The organism is Prolixibacter denitrificans (assembly GCF_003014495.1).
In the GTDB taxonomy this organism is placed as follows: Bacteria; Bacteroidota; Bacteroidia; order Bacteroidales; family Prolixibacteraceae; genus Prolixibacter; species Prolixibacter denitrificans.
The window spans coordinates 746,652-765,439 of the sequence record NZ_PYGC01000001.1; the positions used below are offsets into that span (position 1 = coordinate 746,652).

Genomic DNA, 18,788 nt, shown 5'->3' on the forward strand with positions numbered 1-18,788 from the left:
TTTTACTGAGCCAGCGATTTGTCGGACTGATGACTCCAGGTATTCTCCACATCCGAAAGTGAAACACCGTAAACCGACTGGAAATCTTCGGTAAAATGATCACTTCGGCCTTCGGTAAACAACTTGCGGAACTTTTCCATCCCAAAACGACGAATGATATAACCTGCAAATGAACCCGAAACCGGATAGGAGATATTGGTATCGAACTTTTCAAAATCACTGGCCAGACTTTCGATATCGGGTAAGTTACCATGAGCACTCAACGCCGCCACAATCATTTGTGAACTGCCATAGTCTGCTTCGCTATCGTAGGTTGCATGCTCCATATAAACAGCAATTCCCTCGCTCAGGATACGTAAATCGGTCGGTCCCCAGCCATTAAAAGTGATGATATGTGCGACTTCATGAGCCGATATTCCCCGCTTGCCGATGGTATAGCCATCCAAGCCATAAATTACTTCTATTGTATTCAGGATAGGAAAAGCTTGTCCGGTTTTGTCCGTAAATCCGGCATCCGCCAAATCATTAAAAATATAGGCATGGATTTTTTGATTGTAGTGCGTTCCCAGCAGCTTATTCAACTGTGTGAAAACACGCTCCTGTTCCGCCTCGATTTTATCGATATCGGCTGCGGCCGCAGAATTTGGACGGTAGTAATACACGTAGTGTTCCGACTTGGCCTGTAACCACGTCCCATGCGATTCCATCTCGCCGGTATCGGGAATCAGCGAGCATGCCTGGAGAATCAGCACAATAGCTATCAGCAAATACTTACTTCGCATGGAAAGGCCAAAACTTTAATGAAAAGGACCACCTTTGTTCTGATAACATCAAACTGTACCGTTTATTGTAATCGCGACTATAAATATACGACCAACCAGGACAAAGTTCGATGCGGTTGGTCAGTTGAATACCGACTTCGGCTTTTAAGCCCAATGAAAACCCACTCTCGACACCTGTACTGTTGGCGTAGTATTTCGGACTACTTGAGTACCAGCCAACCATTCCTCTTCCATTGGTCTGCACGTCAGCAGTTATTCCCGGCAAAATGTGTACGACAGCTCCCATAACAGCGCCGCCTCTTACACCTGCCAGGTGGTAAGTCAAATCCGTACCGCCCGAATAATTCAGGTTCCAACTCCGGTAGTTCACACCTGCCGTTGGGCCAACGTAAAACCGAAACAACGAATTCTCATTCTTAGTTAAATAACGATGGTGTTCCCAGTCAATCAATAGTTTTAGCATCTTCTGCTCAGGCGCTGATTCGTGGCTGTTGCTGTATTTCCAATTGCTGAAATCCCACACGTTAAACCGCAGCAAATCATCGTGTCTCTCTCCGGATTTAAACAGACTTACTTCCGGGAAAAGGGAACTTCCATAAAATCCTGCGGGACTCGATTGTCTTTCATGTGAATAGTCCAACCGCGAGTAGCCTCCGCCAACACTCCATCCCCAGCCTTCAGCCCTGTTGATGCCAGGTAACGCTAACACAAAGACTGATAATAAAAACAGTTTTCTTTTCAATCGTCCGTGATTAATTACACAATAATACCTTGTCAGAATGCGCAATAAGCTGCACATTCCATTTAGGCTTACTTATTTTTGCATGGAGTGCAGAGGATACTGTACGAATTTGGAAATTCGTCGAAAGCTTTAAATATAATAAGTTTTCAAGCAATTCAAGCCTTCTTTTTGAGAGTTTCGTTATCCAAACAGCTATCGGGTAATAATTCTCAACTCAAAAAACGAACAGCCGTACGGAATCGTACACCCCCAGTTCGATTCCGTACAATATATTCACACAGTCTCAATTGAACAGAATGTGTTTTATCCCTCATTTTGTGTTATTTATATCCTTTGGCACATCTATTGGTAAAAGCCATTTCGGGATGTAACGTATAACGTGGAAAATTATCCATCATTTGTTGTAACTATTTCGCTCTGGTATCAGTCTAACCTTCCGGAGTTAATCTTTATACGAATAATCTTCCGCACAACTGTTCCCAATCAAAAACAAAACCTGGAAAAATGATACAGATCAACAACTTACACAAGTCGTACGTAACGGGGAATAACAGCCTGCACGTTCTGAAAGGCCTGAACCTGGAAATAGAGGAGGGAGAATTTGTTTCCATCATGGGCTCATCGGGTTCCGGCAAGTCGACTTTGTTGAATATCCTCGGCATCCTCGACAATTATGATGAAGGGGCTTATTCTCTCGATGGTCATCTGATGCAGGACCTGAACGAGACCCAGGCCGCCCGGACGCGTAACAAAATGATTGGATTCATCTTTCAGTCGTTTAACCTTATCTCCTTCAAGAATGCGATGGAGAATGTAGCCTTACCGCTATACTATAAAGGTGTATCGCGACGCAAACGGAACCAGATGGCTATGGAGTACCTGGATAAACTGGGGTTGAAACCATGGGCCCATCACATGCCCAATGAGCTTTCCGGAGGACAGCGTCAGCGTGTTGCCATTGCCCGTGCACTGATTTCCAAACCACGGATCATTTTGGCGGATGAGCCTACTGGTGCGCTCGACACCCAGACTTCCTACGAAGTGATGGAACATTTGAAGCAGATCAATGAGGAGGGAATTACCGTCATTATCGTTACCCACGAATATGATATTGCCGCCATGACCCACAAAATTATCCGACTGAAAGACGGCGTGATTGAAGAGATCATTAAAAACGGCGATTTGAAGTCCTTCCAGGCACAGTATAACCGGAACATTAATAAATCAGAGCATCATGTTTGATATCGATGTTTGGCAAGAAATATTCAGCACCATCCGGAAGAACAAGCTCCGTACTTTTCTCACCGGTTTCTCGGTAGCGTGGGGTATCTTCATGCTGATGATACTTCTCGGATCGGGAAACGGGTTGCAGAATGGCGTTAAACAGGAGTTTGCCAGCAACGCCGTCAACGCGATGTGGATCTGGACCGGCGAAACCAGTATGCCGTATAAAGGGATGAAAACCGGGCGTCCTATCCGTTTTAACAACCGGGACTATACCTTCCTGAAGAACAAAGTAAATGGACTCGACGAAGTCTCTTCCCGCTTCTATCTGCCAGGTGATACCAATTATGCTTACGGGAACGAATACGGGTCATTCACAACAGTTACCTGTCATCCGGCACTTCGGGACGTCGAAAATATAAAACTGAATAAAGGTCGCTTCATTAACCACAAGGATATTACCGACTTCCGGAAATCGATTGTCATCGGAAAAGATATTGCCAAGGCATTATTCAAAGAAGAAGATCCCATTGGAAAATATATCAAGGTCAACGATGTTCCATTCAAAGTGATTGGTGTTTGTCACGACCCGGACAACCGCAATGACCGTACAGCCTACATGCCGGTTTCTACCGCTCAGCGTATTTTCAACGGAGGCGACCGGGTGCACAGTTTTGCCGTTACCACGAAGATGGTCACATCGGAAAAACAAGCTGAGGCCATTACCTCGGAAGTTCGCGAAGCACTGGCCCAGCGTCACAAATTCAATCCCGACGATAAACGTGCCATGGGTGCCTTCAATATGTTGACAGAGTACCTGCGTACCATGAAGATTTTCCAGGGAATCAAAATATTCGTGTGGGTCATCGGGATCGGAACCTTGATTGCCGGAATTGTCGGTGTCAGCAACATCATGCTCATTCTGGTAAAAGAACGAACCCGCGAAATTGGTGTCCGTAAAGCGCTGGGGGCATCTCCCCGTTCGGTCATCGGCCTTATCCTGATGGAGTCCATCCTGATTACCACCGTAGCCGGATATATTGGATTAACCATGGGAGTCGGTATTATGGAGGTCGTAAATTACGGACTCGAACAGGCTTTTGCCTCGGGTGGCGGCGACGGAATCTTCTTCCGCAATCCAACAGTAGACTTTGGTACTGCCATTACAGCCACTTTAATCCTGATTCTTTCGGGAGCCATTGCCGGATACATTCCCGCTAAAAAGGCGGCCAGTGTAAAACCCATTGAAGCCCTTCGTGATGAATAAACTAAAGGGACTATTCAGAATCAAGAAATCAATAACCTGCATAAAATCCTGATCATGTTTGACATTGAACGCTGGAACGAAATTTGGAACGCCCTGACGAAGAACAAACTCAGGAGCTTTCTCACCGCCTTTGGGGTTTTCTGGGGAATCTTCATGTTGATTGTCATGACCGGGGCCGGAAACGGATTGAAACACGGCATCTACGACGGTGTGTCCAAGTTTGCTGTTAACTCCGCTTTTATGTGGACACAGAGAACCGGCGAGCCGTACAAAGGTTTCAAACGCGGCCGTTTCTGGAATATGAACTCAACCGACGTCACCTATATCGAAGATCACGTTCAAGGCATTAAATACCTGGCACCAAAACTCTTTGGATGGCGGGAACGCAGTGGCGATAACACGGTTCGCGACAATCGTACCGGTGCCTTCAGTATCGTGGGCGACTACCCGGTTTATACCAAAATTGACCCGGTTACCATGGTGAAAGGCCGCTGGATCAACGAGATTGATATACTTGACAAAAGAAAAGTGTGTGTGATTGGTGAAAAAGTAGAGGAAAGTATGTTCGATAAAAACGAGAATCCTATCGGGAAATATCTCAAAGTGTCGGGCGTATATTTCCAGGTAATCGGGGTACTGAAACCCGAAACCCGCGTCAACTTTAACGGACGGAAGGAAGAGACCATCTTCCTTCCATTCACCACCATGCAACAAGCATACAATTACGGCAACGAAGTTCACCTGATTGCTGTCACATCGAAAAAGGGTGTTTCCGTTAGTAGCCTGGAAGATCAAATTACAAGCATCATCAAGAAGCGGCATTACATTGCCCCAAATGATGACCAGGCACTCAGAAGTGTGAACATCGAGAAGCAATTCAAACAGATGAACGGCCTTTTCCTCGGCATCAGCATTCTGACCTGGATTGTGGGTATCGGGACCTTAATGGCCGGCGTAATTGGTGTAAGTAACATCATGTTGGTAATCGTGAAAGAACGTACCCGCGAAATTGGAATACAGCGTGCTTTGGGCGCAACACCCAAAACCATCATTTCCCAAATTGTACTCGAAAGTGTGGTTCTGACCACTCTGGCCGGTTACATCGGACTGTCATTGGGCGTCGGACTCCTGGAGCTTATCAGCAACGTTCTGGCGAACATGAATAGCAGTGGAGACGGCATGTTCTATAAAGATCCAACTGTCGAGCTTCCGGTAGCACTTGCTGCATTAGCCGTATTGATTCTGGCAGGATTGTTTGCCGGCTCTATTCCGGCCAAGCGGGCTCTGCAAATCAAACCCATCGACGCGTTACGCGACGAGTAATCAATGCATGAAGAGATAAATAATATCAAGTAGAATAAACCACAAAATCTGCCTAAAATGAAAAAGTTTTTCAAAATCTTCGGATTCGTTTTACTGGGGGCTATATTCCTCGGAACACTGGGTTTCCTGTACCAAAAGTCGCAGGCAAAACCGGAAGTATTTAAAGATGAAACTCCACTGATTACCAACATCATTCAGAAGACGGTGGCTACCGGTTCGGTAGTTCCGCGAAAAGAGGTTGAAGTAAAACCACAGGTATCAGGAATTATCCAGAAACTCTATGTGCAAGCCGGTGATAAAGTGAAAGAAGGCGATATTCTGGCGAAGGTGAAAATCATTCCCGATATGGTGAACCTGAATGCCGCTGAAGCCCGCGTTGCCAAGTCTAAAATCAGCATGGAAGATGCGCAACTGGATTACGATCGCGTTTCGAAACTATTTAAGAAACAGGTGGTTTCCCGCGAAGATTACCAGAAGTCGAAAATTGCTTACGAAGGAGCTAAAGCTGAAGTGGAAGCTGCCGAAAATAACCTCGACTTGATTCGCAAAGGGGTAACCAAGAGCTCGGAAAAAACCACCAACACATTGATTCGCGCCACCATCACGGGTATGGTGCTCGACGTGCCTGTGAAAGTGGGAAATTCGGTTATCCAGTCGAACACGTTCAACGACGGAACCACCATTGCCACGCTGGCCGATATGAATGACATGATTTTCGACGGGAAAGTTGATGAGACCGAAGTTGGAAAAATTAGGGAAGGCATGCCCATCGAAATGACCATCGGTGCTATCGAGAATGAGAAATTTGATGCGACGTTGGAATATATTTCACCGAAAGGGGAAGAAGAAAACGGAGCCATTCAGTTTGAAATTAAGGCGAAGGTCAACCTGAAGAAGGACCAGTTCATCCGTGCCGGATACAGTGCCAATGCCGATATTGTACTCGCCCGTCGCGACAGCGTACTGGCTGTTCCGGAAGGTTTGCTGCAATTTGATAACGACTCGGCTTACGTAGAAGTAGAGACTCAGCCGCAACAATACGAAAAACGCTATGTGAAAACCGGTCTGTCCGATGGTATCAACATCGAAATTAAGGACGGAATTACCAAGGATGACCACCTGAAAGGTGCCAAAGTAGAGCCGGGATCGCAGAATAGTTAAAAATAATTTCCCCGAAAGGGGCAACACCCAAAACGATTGAGTAAATTAGCATAACGTCGAAATAAAAAAATATAATCCATGAGTCGACTAATCTATGCCATCGCATTTTTAATACTGGTAAGCATTAGCAACATCTTGAAAGCACAGGATACACAGGATACACAGGACACACCTGATGCCTGGTCGCTGAAAGAGTGTATTGACTATGCCATTCAAAACAATATCCAGGTTAAACAAAGCGAGTTGAGCACACAATACCAGGAAAATTTATTGCGCAAAGCCAAAACCGACCGTTTTCCCAGCCTGAGTGCACAGGCTTCGCAAAACCAGAACTATGGTCGTTCGTTGACCTACAATAACACGTACGAGAATATCAACTCCTCGGAAAGTGACCTGAATCTGAATACAAATGTTCCGATCTTTCAGGGTTTTCAGATCAACAACAACATCAAAAAGAGTCAGTTTGATCTGAAGGCTTCGATGGAAGATTTACAAAAGGCGAAGGATGACATTACCATGAATATCGCCTCTGCCTATCTTGAAATTCTCTTCTCGCAGGAATTGGTGAAAATTTCGCAGGACCAGCTGGATGTTACCAAACAGCAGATTCGGCAAACCCAGGAAAAGGTTGATGCCGGTAGTCTGGCCAAAGGAAGTCTCCTCGACATTCAGGCGCAAGCAGCCAAAGAGGAACTGACACTGGTAGACAACCAGAATCAGCTAAAACTGAACTATCTGCAACTGGCACAGCTGCTGGAGCTGGACTCTTACAAAAACTTTAAGATCCAGAAACCTGAACTGCCCGAAATTAAAGCCGAAGCTTCCCTTATCTCAGCAACTGAGATTTACAAGAGAGCACTGGCATTGTGGCCGGACGTTAAATCGTCAGAGTATAAACTGCAGAGCTCGCAATATCAGCTCAAGGCTGCCAAAGGAGCTAATTATCCGACCATCACGGCGTATGGCTTTTATTATAACTCGTACAACAACAAATACACCGATTTGAACGGCGATAAGATTCCATTCAGTGATCAGCTGAGCAACAACCAGCGAAAAGGTTTTGGTCTCCAGATGAACATACCGATTTTCAATCGTCTGCAAAACAAGACCAATATCGATAATGCGAAAATTGATGTCCTCAGCAAACAACTCGATGTAGAAAACTCCAAGAAAATTCTCCGAAAAGACATCGAAACGGCAGAGACCAACGCCATTGCAGCGCTGAACCGGTACACATCGAACCAGAAAGCTGTTGCTGCCATGCAGGAAGCTTTCCGTTATTCGGAAGAGAAATACAATGTTGGTTTGGTGAACGCATTGGAGTACAACCAGGCAAAGAACAATTTGGCCAAAGCACAATCGGATTTGCTGCAAGCCAAGTACGAGTTCATTTTCCGCACCAAAATCCTCGACTTTTACCGCGGACTTCCCATTGAATTGTAATCCGAAAGATTTTGTGAAAACTTTATTCCATATAAAAAGCCGCCTGAGCAATCGGGCGGCTTTCTTTTTATCTTACCAGGAAAAATCGTTATTTCACTTCCTCTAGTTTCAGAACGACACTCGTTCGCTGTGCGTTCACATCTGGATTAAATCCGATTTGCATCAGGAAATCGCCGCTAAAAACCTGATTGGCTTTCAACGTCGATTTCGTACCCGGATAAAGATTGATTTCCTCGATCCGGTATTTCTTCGATGCATCCAACCCTTTGAAGCGAATGGGCAACTTGCTCCCTTTTCCAAACCGGTTATTCACCAGGTAACTGAAAACTACCCCCGAAGATTTTGTCTTATCGACATACATCACCGATGCTACATCGTTGGTAAACGGATCGGACAACCGGTATTGTTCGCCGTGCCAGACAATGTTCTTAAATGAGTCATACGTTTTCACAGCTTCGCGGCAAAACTGCAGGTCCTTATCACTCAAGTGGCTGATATCAATATCAAATCCCAGTTTGCCCATCATGGCTACATCGATACGGAACTTCAACGGCTGTTTCCCCCAGGCCGTTACATGATTGCTGGTAGCAATGGCCGGATAGAAATAGGAATATTCCCACTGAATAAAGATACGTTCGAGCGGATCGGTATTATCGCTGGGCCAGAATTCGGTGAAGTATTTCAGTGCACCATAATCGACACGGCCACCACCTCCCGAGCATAACATCATCGGGATGTGCGGATATTTCTTCCGGATACGGTCCAATACTTTATACAGTCCCCGCACATAGTCGATGTACAAATGCGACTGATTTCCCAGGTAGGATGAGTGCGCGTTATAAATAACCGAATTGCAATCCCACTTAAAATAGGCCAGTCCCGGGTTTTTGGTCAATAAGTTGTCCACAATATGATACACGAAATCCTGCACTTTCGGATTGCTCATATCCAGTACCAGCTGGTTCCGGAAGTAGTATTCGGGCCGGTCGGGCTGTTTGATGATCCAATCCGGATGCTGGTGATACAATTCACTTTTCGGATTCACCATTTCAGGCTCAATCCAAATACCAAACTTCACACTGTCTTTGGTTGCCTCTTTTACCAACGAGAAAACACCATCGGGCAGTTTCTTTTTGTTGGCCTGCCAGTCGCCCAGACCAGCATGGTCGCTGTTCCGCGGATATTTATTTCCAAACCAGCCATCGTCAACCAAAAACAGGTCGACACCCAACTTCCGGGTATCCTTAATTAGCGCCTTCAATTTATCTTCATTGAAATCAAAAAATGTGGATTCCCAGTTATTGAGCAACGTCAATCGTGAGCCTTCGCCATCCATAATCTGGTATTTGCGGGTCCAGTCCTGTAATTGCCGACTGGCTTCTCCTTTTCCTTTATTGGAAAGCACCGTGATAAAAGGCGGCGTTTTAAATTCTTCTCCGGGTTTGAGCGAATAGGTCGATGCGTAGTTGTTCATTCCGGCAATGATGCGCAGGTTATTTTGCGGGTCAACTTCCAGATCGAAGCGGAAATTTCCGCTCCACTCCAGTGCACCATATAGTACCTCTCCTTCATCCTCGGTGGAAGGTTGATTAAGCGAGATCATAAAAACCGGTGGCTGAAACAGATCGGCGCGGGTGCCCAACTTGGTGTCCAGCGTTTTGATACCATGTGTCAATTTCGATACTTCGGGCTGCATCTCTTTGGCCCAATCGCCATGAAACTGCCTTAGCCAGTAGCTTTTCCCCTTCAAACAAAGATTGGCAGATGCAAACTTCCGCAACTGCACATTTCCTTTCTCGTGGTGTTTTATTACGCTCCATTGCTCGATAACATCTTCTTTATAGTAGGATTTGTAATAAAGAGTCACCTCAAAATCATATGCCGGATCTTTGAGTTCCACACTCAGCAACGAAACATCATCATTCAATTGCTTTACCTGATGACCAACATATTTCAGCGCCAGGGAATTGTTCCCGTCGGAATGCGTAACCGTGATGGCTGGTTCCAGCAAATTGCGCGTTCCCGAAGGCGTATAAGCGGCGTCGTACATGCCGGTGTAGTCCTGTGCTTGTCGGTACTCCCCGGGAATTTGAGCATATTCGCCAGGTGAGGAAAGTTTCTTTCCGTAGTAAATCATATTTACATTTTTCCCCGGGGGCACCTGAAGTACCAAAGCATTATGTGCCGTTACCACGGGAATTGTTTGCGCTTCGACCTGAAAAATCAGGAATGGCAAAAACAGAAAAGCCGCAAATAATCCGGCCCTTCGAAGAATTCTTGTTCGTCGCTTCATGTATCAGTTATTTTTATTCTTAGGTTGAATCAAAACGTATGATATACAATATGTCCAAATTTAAACATAATCGGTAGGTTGGGGAAAGAAACTTCTTCAGCGAAAGCACATTTTTCTTTTAAAGATGCTATAACAGCCCTACTTCTCTTTATTATTCTATTTCAAAGAAACATAAAAATTAGTTTACGTCATCCGCGTTAGCTTTTCGGTTGAAGCCAAATAATTGTAACTTTAAGGAACTTACTTTCGTTCTCAGGCAAACCATGTAGTCAATTAACACCGTAACCCGTATGAAGAAGAAAAAAAGGAATTTTCGTCTGCTAATTATCCTGGCTTTTGCACTTATTATTCTGCTTATCATCGGTAAAAAAGCCGGCTGGTTCGGAAAAGATTTTGCTACGCGGGTAGCCGTCGAAAAAGCAGAGAAGAAAGATATCACCGAGCTCATTACGGCAAACGGAAAGATTGAGCCGCAAACCGAGGTAAAAATCAGTCCGGAAGTTCCCGGTGAAATTATCGAACTTCCCGTAAAGGAAGGCGACGAAGTAAAAGAAGGCGACCTGTTGGCCGTTATTAAGCCCGATATTTACATTTCCAACCTCAACCGCTCACGTGCCAGCCTGAACACGCAAAAAGCACGGTTAGCGCAGGCTGAAGCCCAACTCACCGAAAAGAAACTGGCCTTCGACCGCTCGAAACAACTCTTTAAACGGCAAACCATTTCGCAGGCCGACTACCAATCGGCGGAAGCTGCCTATAAAGTCGCTGTTTCGGAAGTTGAAGCCGCTCGTTTCCTGGTAAAAAGTGCCGAATCAAGTGTACAGGAATCAGAAGAAAACCTGACGAAAACCAAAATCTATGCTCCTATCTCGGGAACGATTTCGAAACTCAACGTCGAAAAAGGGGAACGGGTTGTAGGAACGAACCAGTTTGCCGGTACCGAGCTGATGACGGTTGCCAACCTCAACAGCATGGAAGTAAAAGTCGAGGTCAATGAGAACGACATTGTGAAAGTGCAGTTGGGGGATACCGCATCGGTAGAAATTGACGCCTATGTGAACCGGAAGTTCAAAGGAATTGTGACTGAAATAGCGAGTTCGGCTAATATATCCGGTACCTCAACCGACCAGGTAACCAATTTCGATGTGAAGATTTTACTGCTGCAAAGTTCGTACGATGATTTGCTGAAGAAACAATCGGAGCGCTATCCTTTCCTACCGGGAATGTCTGCAACCGTCGATATCCGGACGAACACCCGGAATGGCGTGATTACCGTCCCCATCCAGGCCGTTACCACGCGTAGCGAAACCGGAGAAGCCAAAGCCGAAACCGCAGGTCTTCAACAGGTCAATGACGAGGAAACAAGCGACAACGGGAATGAACAACCCAAACCGGAAGCGAAGCAACATGAGGTTGTATTCGTGTACAATGATGGCGTGGTTCGTGAAAAGCAGGTCAAAACCGGCATCCAGGACAACGTCAACATCGAAATAGAGGATGGGCTGAAAGGTGGTGAAGAGGTTGTTACCGCTCCCTACGGACTGATTTCGCGTACGCTGAAAGACTCCATGGCCGTAGAAGTTGTTCCAATTGACGAGTTGTATAAGACGAAGAAGTAGGAGTTTTACACGATAAAAAGAAGCATCAACGCTGTAGGGGCACGATACATCGTGACCGCCTGAGCCTGCGCAACGCGGTTTCATCAAATTAAAAGAGTCCACGCAAAGATTGTTCATCGATGAAGACGAGAGAGAGATGGGGAGAGTGAGCTATGCGGAGCTCCGATGGTTACGGGGAAATTTCAATCACTGACCTGATATTGAAGCCGAACAATAGGAACAACAGAAACCACAGGAACAATTTCAGCTATAGCAACCTCTGGCGGAACCTGAAACGTCCTGGATTAGAAATACCGTGGCCCCATCCGGCGGCGGCGGCGACCAATGTTGAAATCGTAGCTGACCATGAATTCGTGTGTCCCGGCATTGTAGTGCGCTTCAGACATGGTAGTCATATCGTAGGCATAGCCAATTTTCACCTGCGGAGTTATATAAAACTGCAACAGTCCACCGAATGAATTCTGATACCGATAAGTCGCTCCTACCCACACCTTCTCGCTAATCAGGAATTGTGCTGAAACATCAGCCGATATCGGCGAATTCTCTGCATAGCGAACTAAAAACGAAGGTTTAAATTTCAGGGTACCATAACGCGACACATTGAATACCTGCGCTCCCATCAGGTAGAAGTGAAGAACTTCGGTCTGACTTAAATTGGTCGTCTCCTTTTGAATACTGTTTTTGAGAATTTTCGGCACCGATATTCCCAGGAAAAAGCGATCGCCATGCCACATCACACCTACCCCGAAGTTGGGAAGAAATTTGTAGTTGATATCCTGGGCAAAAAGCGGGTCATTGGGGTCGTTGATCTGAAGATCGGACAGACGAGCCTCATACAGGTTGAAACCAGCTTCCAAACCAAAAGAGATATACTGCCGGCGACTGTAACGACTGGCGCGCACACGATAGGCATAGTCGAAATAAATACCGTTCTGTTTGACCGGTCCCCAACTATCGTTGAAAATCGACACCCCCAACCCGACATTATACGAGTTAAGCGGAGCCTGAACCGTAACTGTATTGGTTGAAGGAGCGCCGTCGAAACCGACCCATTGCTGCCGCGAAAGAGCCGTCACATTCAGGGTACCCTGACTTCCTGCATAGGCCGGCTGCACCGTTAGTACGTTGTTCAGGTACTGCGTAAAAACCGGATCCTGTTGCGCTTTTCCCACAAAGGGAAGTAACATCAGCACAGCAAATACTCCCAGCAGGTTAGTCCACTTTAATATGTTGGTTCGTTTTGTCAAATTAATTCAATTTCAATCTTTTCGTTTCAAACGGTATACGGATTAGAGTATAGGGTGTAAGGGGTTCCTATGCTTTTCTCCCGGATTCCGTTCTATTTTTTTCATTTTTCAAATATCATTTATCAGCGTTGGCTCTGTTGCTGTCGAAACAGCGTTGGCGTTTCAAACCACTGCCTCTCGCGACCGCCTTATTACGGGGTCTGGCTTAACATTCCCAAGGCGGTGCCATTGGGCTAAATTAAACTGGCCTTTCAGGCCGAAAAATACTACAATACTGTGCCCTACGGGCAAACAGATAAACAGCACTCAGTCACTTCTCTGCCTTCTTAAATCTTAACACTCTAAGCTTTATTCTTATGAACGCTTTTCTTCTTTATATCGTGCCAGATCTGTTTCATAAAACTTAAAACCTAACACTTAAAACTTCCTCCGTCTAAAGCCACCAGTTACCGTTTCCCAGGCCTCTGCTGTTCGCGGGCTATCCTCCGCTGGAGGAGGTGACCGCAGGCCGGAGGAGGATTGTTAAACTCCTACGGAGTATGGGCACTTCCTTCTATTTCATTTCTACAATACTGTATGCCCTACGAGCAAACAGATGCTAATTTTCAAAACATCTACGCCTCTGCAATTGTGGTCGAAACAGCGTTGGCTTTTCAAATTCACGGGTTGCACCCGACATGCCCCCGGATGCTCCCGACGCCTCGGGACAGGGCTATTAATTTTTTAACCCCTACCGGGGTTGTAAGAACGCTTTTCTCCAACCTGAAATGTCAAAGGTGTAAAGTCTGATGTCTGCAGTCTTTATTCTTAAAACTTAACACCTAAAACTCTCTTCTTATGAACGCCTTTCTTCTTTATATCGTACCAGACCCGTTCTTAAAACTTAAATCTTAACACTTAAAACTTCTTCTTCCGTCTAACATCTCTCCTCTAACGTCTCTTTTCTAATATGCTATATAGACGAATCCTTTATAAGTCTTGTGCGTACCACCGAGGGTTAACACATAATAGTATGTTCCAACCGGCAACAAGCGGTCACCCGACATCAACCCGGTATTGCACTTACCATCCCAGTCGTTTTTGTAATCCTTGCTTACATACACCTTACTTTGCCAGCGGTTATAAACCGTCAGTACCGTACCCGGATATTGCTCAATACCCTTAATTTCGAAGGCATCGTTGAAGCCATCGCTGTTGGGCGAGAAGGCCTCCGGAATCACAAACGGACCTCTGCTGACATCAATGACCACCACGGCCGAATCACACAGATTGGTCAAGTCACACACCTGGTAGGTAAACTGATCGTTCCCCTGGTACGGTTCCGTTGGAATATAGTTAATGGTTCCATCCGGCAATACCTTCACATCTCCATAGCTCGGTTTTAGCAATATTGTCACCGAGCTGGTATCCAGATTATTGTCGACATCAACATCGTTGGCTAATACTCCTATATTGATGGGTTCCTGAGCTGACGTAGCTGCAAAATCATCGTATGCCACCGGTGCATGATTCACTCCTTGAACAACAACAATATCAGTAGCAGGACAACCTGATGAGTCTTTAACATCAAGGGTATACGTACCCGGTGAACTAATTTCCAGGATCGGCTCATCGGAAACACCCTCGATGGTTCCATCGGTCGTACTCCAGTGAAAAGTAAGTGGAGCATTGCCAGTCGTTCCGGAAGCATCCAGAACAGCACTCATACCCGATTCAAGCGTTTCTGGTGCATCCATTACAATTTCCGGCAATGGCAGCACCGTAGCAACCATTGTGTCTTTTTTACTCAATCCGGCACTATTCGTAACCGTCAAAATCAATTCATGCTGTCCCGGTCCATCGGGCACATAGTTGGTTACCTGGGCCGTTGGGTTATCAAACGTGCCGGTAGTTGATGTCCAGTCGTACCGCAAATCCAATCCCTGAGAACCGGAAGCATCCGCCACAACGGTCCCACAGCCACTAACAGTAGTATCATTGCCGGCATTCGCAATCAGGTCGGCCATTACATATACATAGGCTGTTGCATACGTCTGGCGTGTTCCATCACTCACTTCATACACAAAATGATCGGCTCCGATGTATCCCGGATTCGGCGTATAGCTAAAACTACCATCTGTTTTCAGGTTGACCATCCCATGATCGGGACCGTTAGCATCTTTATTAGCCAGTTTGTAGGTAAGCGCCTGTTTTCCGTCCACCGACAGATCGTTGGGGGCGACCGAACCCGACTTTTCCTTCATGAACGACATGAACAGGTCGTCGCCACCGAAAGGCGGATTATTCTGATTCGTGTTATCGTACAACCGAAGCTTCACCTTCGCCTCTACGGTGCTATGACCGTCGGTTACTTCGTAGGTAAATTCATCGTCTACCGGGTTCGGTGTCGATGGCGTATAGATATATGTTCCGTCGGCGTGCAATACTACGGTACCGTGCAACGGGCCTTTCGCAGGCGTGGTATTCACGGTGAGCGGATCGCCGTTCAGGTCGATATCGTTGTTCAGTACGGTCGAATGGATGGTGGTACCGGCAGGTGCCCTTGCCTCATCATTAAAGGCGACCGGCGGATATTGCTTCGACGGATTCGTTCTCAGGATTTCGAACTGCACCCTCGACTCCATGATGATGCCATTGCGTTCTACCTTGTAAGAGAATGAATCGTGTCCCGCATAACCATTATCCGGCATATACGAATAGTTACCATCATGAATACCGATAACAACAAAGCCGTTTTTCGCCTGTTGGGTCACACTGGCTATCAAATCCGATTGACCCGCCAGATTGTCCAGCGGCAATGCTTTGGTATTTGTTGCAGCCGTCGACAACATGAAGTCGTTGGTAAACACACTTCCGTTGAAGGCGGTTTCGCCGTCGCTTACGCTCATGATGTTGTGGTCATCGACCAGCTCGAAGGTGTATGGCTCGACAATCTCAACAGAGATCTGCCTTGGATCGCCGTTACAAACGGCAATCTGCTGCCCATCGGTATTCACGTGTATCTGCGTAACCGAGAGCTCCAGTGTGTAGATGCCGGGAGTTCCATCCCAGGTTATGGTTACTGAGTTTCCGGTAGATGCACTCAAATCGGTGGAGGAACCGCCGGAAGAGACACTCCAGTGGTACTGGTAGTTTGGCTCGGCCGTTACGCTGTAGGTCCGTTGTTCACCCTGCGGCACTTGCTGATCGGCCGTGGTCTGGGCATACCCTTTCCCTACCGGGAAGAGGAGTGCCAGCACGCTAACCAACAGGATGATATGTTTCACGTAGACCTTCACGTACTTAATTCATTTTTATTTCCGGGGTGACCGGCGTTTTAAATATCGTGTATTGGAATGTTCCGTCAGTTGTCGAAACATGAATCTCCATTCCGTACTTGTCGGTGGCTTTCACCAGTACGACGTCGTAAACCTGGTCTTGCGACACATCATTTACGAGGCCGTTCAGCGGTAAGCTGTAATCGGTGGCATCCTGTAAAGTTTGGGATAGATTTTGTGTGGTCCCGTCCGGTTTGGTAACCTTATAATCCACGGTCACCGGGTAATTTGAATTCGGTAACGGAACGCCATCGGCCGCATACAGTTCAACGGTCGCCGTTGTGTTGCTGGTCGGTATATTCGGGTCGGCACAATCGCCGGCCTCTTTCGGGTTAAAGGCGATACTGGAGGTGTTGGGCTGAACATTAACGACAATGGCCTTGGTATTGGTACAGCCATTGGCATCGGTTTCCGTCGCCGTTACGTAGTAAGTCCCGGTTTTGGCCCATGTCACTTTGATAGACGCCTTGTTGTCTCCTATCGGGAAACTGATTTCCGAAGGTTGTGTTGCTTCGGTGGTAAATGTTTGTTCGTTGTAAATCACCCAGGAGTAGCTACTCCCGGGATGATTTGCAACAAAAAGGTTGCGTGTTTGCCCTTCCGACACCACAAACGCCTCCTGTGCCGTGGCAGAAGCCACGGCCAGGATTACCCATCCAACGATGAGTAGCAGGCGTTTATAGGTCAGGGTTGAGAACACTAAATGTTATTTGAATTAATATGCAGTGATTGGTGATGTATCAGGTCTAGATACTGTCACGTCTGCATGATTGTTATCGTTAGAAGTACTTTCAACCGCCCCGCTACTACAATGTGGATTGCTAATATTAAGTGTTTCGGTAAAATCTTGAGCATCAACAGGAGCATCTATTCCATAACCATTGTTGTTGTCTAGCTCAATTTTAACATTCACGGAAGTTACTCCAGCTGCCACACTTACAGACTGATTCGTCTTATCATAAGTCACCGTACCACTTCCATTTGCATCACTAACACTAACGATCCCTGAGGCTGTAAGATCTGCAACAACCTTAGTTGCATCAAAACCTGAATTACCTGTAGCTGTTATACTTCCAATATTAAAGCCCCACGTTTCAGATGTGCCAATACCGGATACGCTCACCTTATAAGTTACTGTTGCGGTGCCATGATCATATGTAACATCTCCAGTTGAGCTATTAAAATTAACATTAACCTTACCATCATAACAGAACATACCACTATTCGATCCACCTGGTTCAACAGCCAGATCGAAAGTAGATGCTTTAGGCATGACGGGTAGAGCGCGAGTGTTTTCACAGCCACTAGCGTCTTTTTCTGTTACCTTAACAAGGTAATAAACACCAGTTGTAACATTCGATTTCCAAGTAATGCTAATACTATTTGTTGTTCCGTCATTGGTTCCAGAGGTTTTATCGATTTCTGCCACAGTAGACGCATCATTCCCAGCTGCATCCAGTACTTCCCACGTATAAGTATAAGGAGTCGCGCCATCAGTCTCAAGATGCTCAGTCACAGAATAAGTATGTGTTGCACCAGGATAGGGGTTTTTTCCTGTCGATTGTGCAAACACCTTTGCACTACCCAGTGCAAAGAATGCGATTAAAGAGAGAATTATTAGTTTTTTCATAATTTAAAGATTAATTGCTCAATTTTATTCCTGATTGATATTTTATAATGCTTGGTATTGAATTTCAGAAGTATTCGGTATTTGATGAATACGCAGTTCCTGTGTGCTACTCACATCCGGAGGAGTAACTCCGTTTGCATCAGTGGCTGAAACAATTGAAATCGTCTTCACCGCATCAGCGCCTCCGGGATTATTAGTTAGATCGTAAGAAAATGAATTGGTGCCTGTTCCGGTAGTACCAGATTCTGTAACTGTAAAAGATTTTTGAGTTGTTCCATCAGTAACAGTCACGTTCCAAGGAAATGTTCCTCCAGAAACGGTCACGCCTCCGTCAACAGTTGTCGTGGAACCCGATAAACCAGCATCAGCACAAGTAGCAACAGCGACATCAAAATTAATAGTCAGGTTGTTATCTACAGTCACGGTAATTTCCTTGTAATTGGTACAATTAACTCCTGTTTTCTCAGTTACCTTAACAGTATAAATACCTGGCTTTTTCCATAATATCTGTGCCTGAAATTTGTCATTATTCGTTAGTGTAAATCCATCAGTAATACTGGTTGTTGGAGTTACTGTCCATAAATAAGTATTTCCAGTTGTCGCAGCAGCGCCAGGCTGATAAGAGTACTTTGTATTTACATCCACTGTTTGAGGACCAGTCGATTGTGCATAACTAGCTCCAACCAACAACGTCATAAGTATTGACACTAATAAAGCAGTCTTTTTCATAATCAATTAAT

At 45.8% G+C, this 18,788-nt stretch carries 14 protein-coding genes; 6 read left to right on the plus strand and 8 right to left on the minus strand.

The genetic code is table 11. From position 1 onward, the window contains the following. Positions 1-2: 2 nt before the first annotated feature. The gene (locus CLV93_RS03225) at positions 3-782 is read right to left on the minus strand and encodes a peptidase MA family metallohydrolase (protein ID WP_106540702.1); all 780 of its coding nucleotides are present in this window, start codon (positions 780-782) and stop codon (positions 3-5) included. Next, entirely contained in the window at positions 772-1,524 is a 753-nt protein-coding gene (locus CLV93_RS03230; protein WP_146141937.1) for a hypothetical protein, read from the minus strand. The genes CLV93_RS03225 and CLV93_RS03230 overlap by 11 nt, the downstream gene beginning before the upstream one ends. 504 nt (positions 1,525-2,028) lie before the next feature. Between CLV93_RS03230 and CLV93_RS03235 the strand changes: the two genes are divergently transcribed. The 5 genes from CLV93_RS03235 to CLV93_RS03255 all read left to right on the plus strand — a co-directional run bounded on the left by CLV93_RS03235 (position 2,029) and on the right by CLV93_RS03255 (position 7,942). Beyond that, positions 2,029-2,766 (plus strand): ABC transporter ATP-binding protein, encoded by a 738-nt coding sequence (locus CLV93_RS03235; protein ID WP_106540704.1) that lies wholly within the window; start codon positions 2,029-2,031, stop codon positions 2,764-2,766. Continuing rightward, positions 2,759-4,015 (plus strand): ABC transporter permease, encoded by a 1,257-nt coding sequence (locus tag CLV93_RS03240; RefSeq protein WP_106540705.1) that lies wholly within the window; start codon positions 2,759-2,761, stop codon positions 4,013-4,015. The genes CLV93_RS03235 and CLV93_RS03240 overlap by 8 nt, the downstream gene beginning before the upstream one ends. Before the next feature lie 54 nt (positions 4,016-4,069). After that, the gene (locus CLV93_RS03245) at positions 4,070-5,338 is read left to right on the plus strand and encodes an ABC transporter permease (RefSeq protein WP_106540706.1); all 1,269 of its coding nucleotides are present in this window, start codon (positions 4,070-4,072) and stop codon (positions 5,336-5,338) included. Between the two features lie 57 nt (positions 5,339-5,395). Further along, the gene (locus CLV93_RS03250) at positions 5,396-6,499 is read left to right on the plus strand and encodes an efflux RND transporter periplasmic adaptor subunit (RefSeq protein ID WP_106540707.1); all 1,104 of its coding nucleotides are present in this window, start codon (positions 5,396-5,398) and stop codon (positions 6,497-6,499) included. A gap of 78 nt (positions 6,500-6,577) precedes the next feature. Beyond that, on the plus strand, positions 6,578-7,942 hold the full coding sequence (locus CLV93_RS03255; RefSeq protein ID WP_106540708.1) for a TolC family protein: 1,365 nt from the start codon (positions 6,578-6,580) through the stop codon (positions 7,940-7,942). A gap of 88 nt (positions 7,943-8,030) precedes the next feature. Here CLV93_RS03255 and CLV93_RS03260 read toward each other — a convergent pair whose 3' ends face one another. Continuing rightward, positions 8,031-10,235: an alpha-galactosidase gene (locus CLV93_RS03260; RefSeq protein WP_106540709.1), complete on the minus strand. Its 2,205-nt coding sequence runs from the start codon at positions 10,233-10,235 to the stop codon at positions 8,031-8,033. A 290-nt stretch (positions 10,236-10,525) separates the two neighbouring features. Between CLV93_RS03260 and CLV93_RS03265 the strand changes: the two genes are divergently transcribed. Then, positions 10,526-11,854 carry an efflux RND transporter periplasmic adaptor subunit gene (locus CLV93_RS03265; protein ID WP_106540710.1) on the plus strand — a complete coding sequence of 443 codons (1,329 nt, stop codon included), beginning with the start codon at positions 10,526-10,528 and terminating at the stop codon, positions 11,852-11,854. Between the two features lie 284 nt (positions 11,855-12,138). Here CLV93_RS03265 and CLV93_RS03270 read toward each other — a convergent pair whose 3' ends face one another. From CLV93_RS03270 to CLV93_RS03290, 5 genes are all read right to left on the minus strand, one after another. Further along, the gene (locus tag CLV93_RS03270; protein ID WP_106540711.1) at positions 12,139-13,101 is read right to left on the minus strand and encodes a PorP/SprF family type IX secretion system membrane protein; all 963 of its coding nucleotides are present in this window, start codon (positions 13,099-13,101) and stop codon (positions 12,139-12,141) included. 944 nt (positions 13,102-14,045) lie between these two features. Continuing rightward, positions 14,046-16,379 carry an Ig-like domain-containing protein gene (locus CLV93_RS03275; protein WP_106540712.1) on the minus strand — a complete coding sequence of 778 codons (2,334 nt, stop codon included), beginning with the start codon at positions 16,377-16,379 and terminating at the stop codon, positions 14,046-14,048. 4 nt (positions 16,380-16,383) lie between these two features. Next, positions 16,384-17,118 (minus strand): hypothetical protein, encoded by a 735-nt coding sequence (locus tag CLV93_RS03280; RefSeq protein ID WP_106540713.1) that lies wholly within the window; start codon positions 17,116-17,118, stop codon positions 16,384-16,386. Positions 17,119-17,133: 15 nt separating this feature from the next. Continuing rightward, the gene (locus CLV93_RS03285; RefSeq protein ID WP_106540714.1) at positions 17,134-18,048 is read right to left on the minus strand and encodes a hypothetical protein; all 915 of its coding nucleotides are present in this window, start codon (positions 18,046-18,048) and stop codon (positions 17,134-17,136) included. 42 nt (positions 18,049-18,090) lie between these two features. Then, on the minus strand, positions 18,091-18,777 hold the full coding sequence (locus CLV93_RS03290; protein ID WP_106540715.1) for a hypothetical protein: 687 nt from the start codon (positions 18,775-18,777) through the stop codon (positions 18,091-18,093). Positions 18,778-18,788: the final 11 nt, after the last annotated feature.

What these genes read in the sequence shown, in the direction of transcription:
- CLV93_RS03225 (WP_106540702.1), bottom strand. Translation starts at nt 782, where the DNA reads ATGCGAAGTAAGTATTTGCTGATAGCTATTGTGCTGATTCTCCAGGCA.
- CLV93_RS03235 (WP_106540704.1), top strand. Translation starts at nt 2,029, where the DNA reads ATGATACAGATCAACAACTTACACAAGTCGTACGTAACGGGGAATAAC.
- CLV93_RS03240 (WP_106540705.1), top strand. Translation starts at nt 2,759, where the DNA reads ATGTTTGATATCGATGTTTGGCAAGAAATATTCAGCACCATCCGGAAG.
- CLV93_RS03245 (WP_106540706.1), top strand. Translation starts at nt 4,070, where the DNA reads ATGTTTGACATTGAACGCTGGAACGAAATTTGGAACGCCCTGACGAAG.
- CLV93_RS03250 (WP_106540707.1), top strand. Translation starts at nt 5,396, where the DNA reads ATGAAAAAGTTTTTCAAAATCTTCGGATTCGTTTTACTGGGGGCTATA.
- CLV93_RS03255 (WP_106540708.1), top strand. Translation starts at nt 6,578, where the DNA reads ATGAGTCGACTAATCTATGCCATCGCATTTTTAATACTGGTAAGCATT.
- CLV93_RS03260 (WP_106540709.1), bottom strand. Translation starts at nt 10,235, where the DNA reads ATGAAGCGACGAACAAGAATTCTTCGAAGGGCCGGATTATTTGCGGCT.
- CLV93_RS03265 (WP_106540710.1), top strand. Translation starts at nt 10,526, where the DNA reads ATGAAGAAGAAAAAAAGGAATTTTCGTCTGCTAATTATCCTGGCTTTT.
- CLV93_RS03285 (WP_106540714.1), bottom strand. Translation starts at nt 18,048, where the DNA reads ATGAAAAAACTAATAATTCTCTCTTTAATCGCATTCTTTGCACTGGGT.
- CLV93_RS03290 (WP_106540715.1), bottom strand. Translation starts at nt 18,777, where the DNA reads ATGAAAAAGACTGCTTTATTAGTGTCAATACTTATGACGTTGTTGGTT.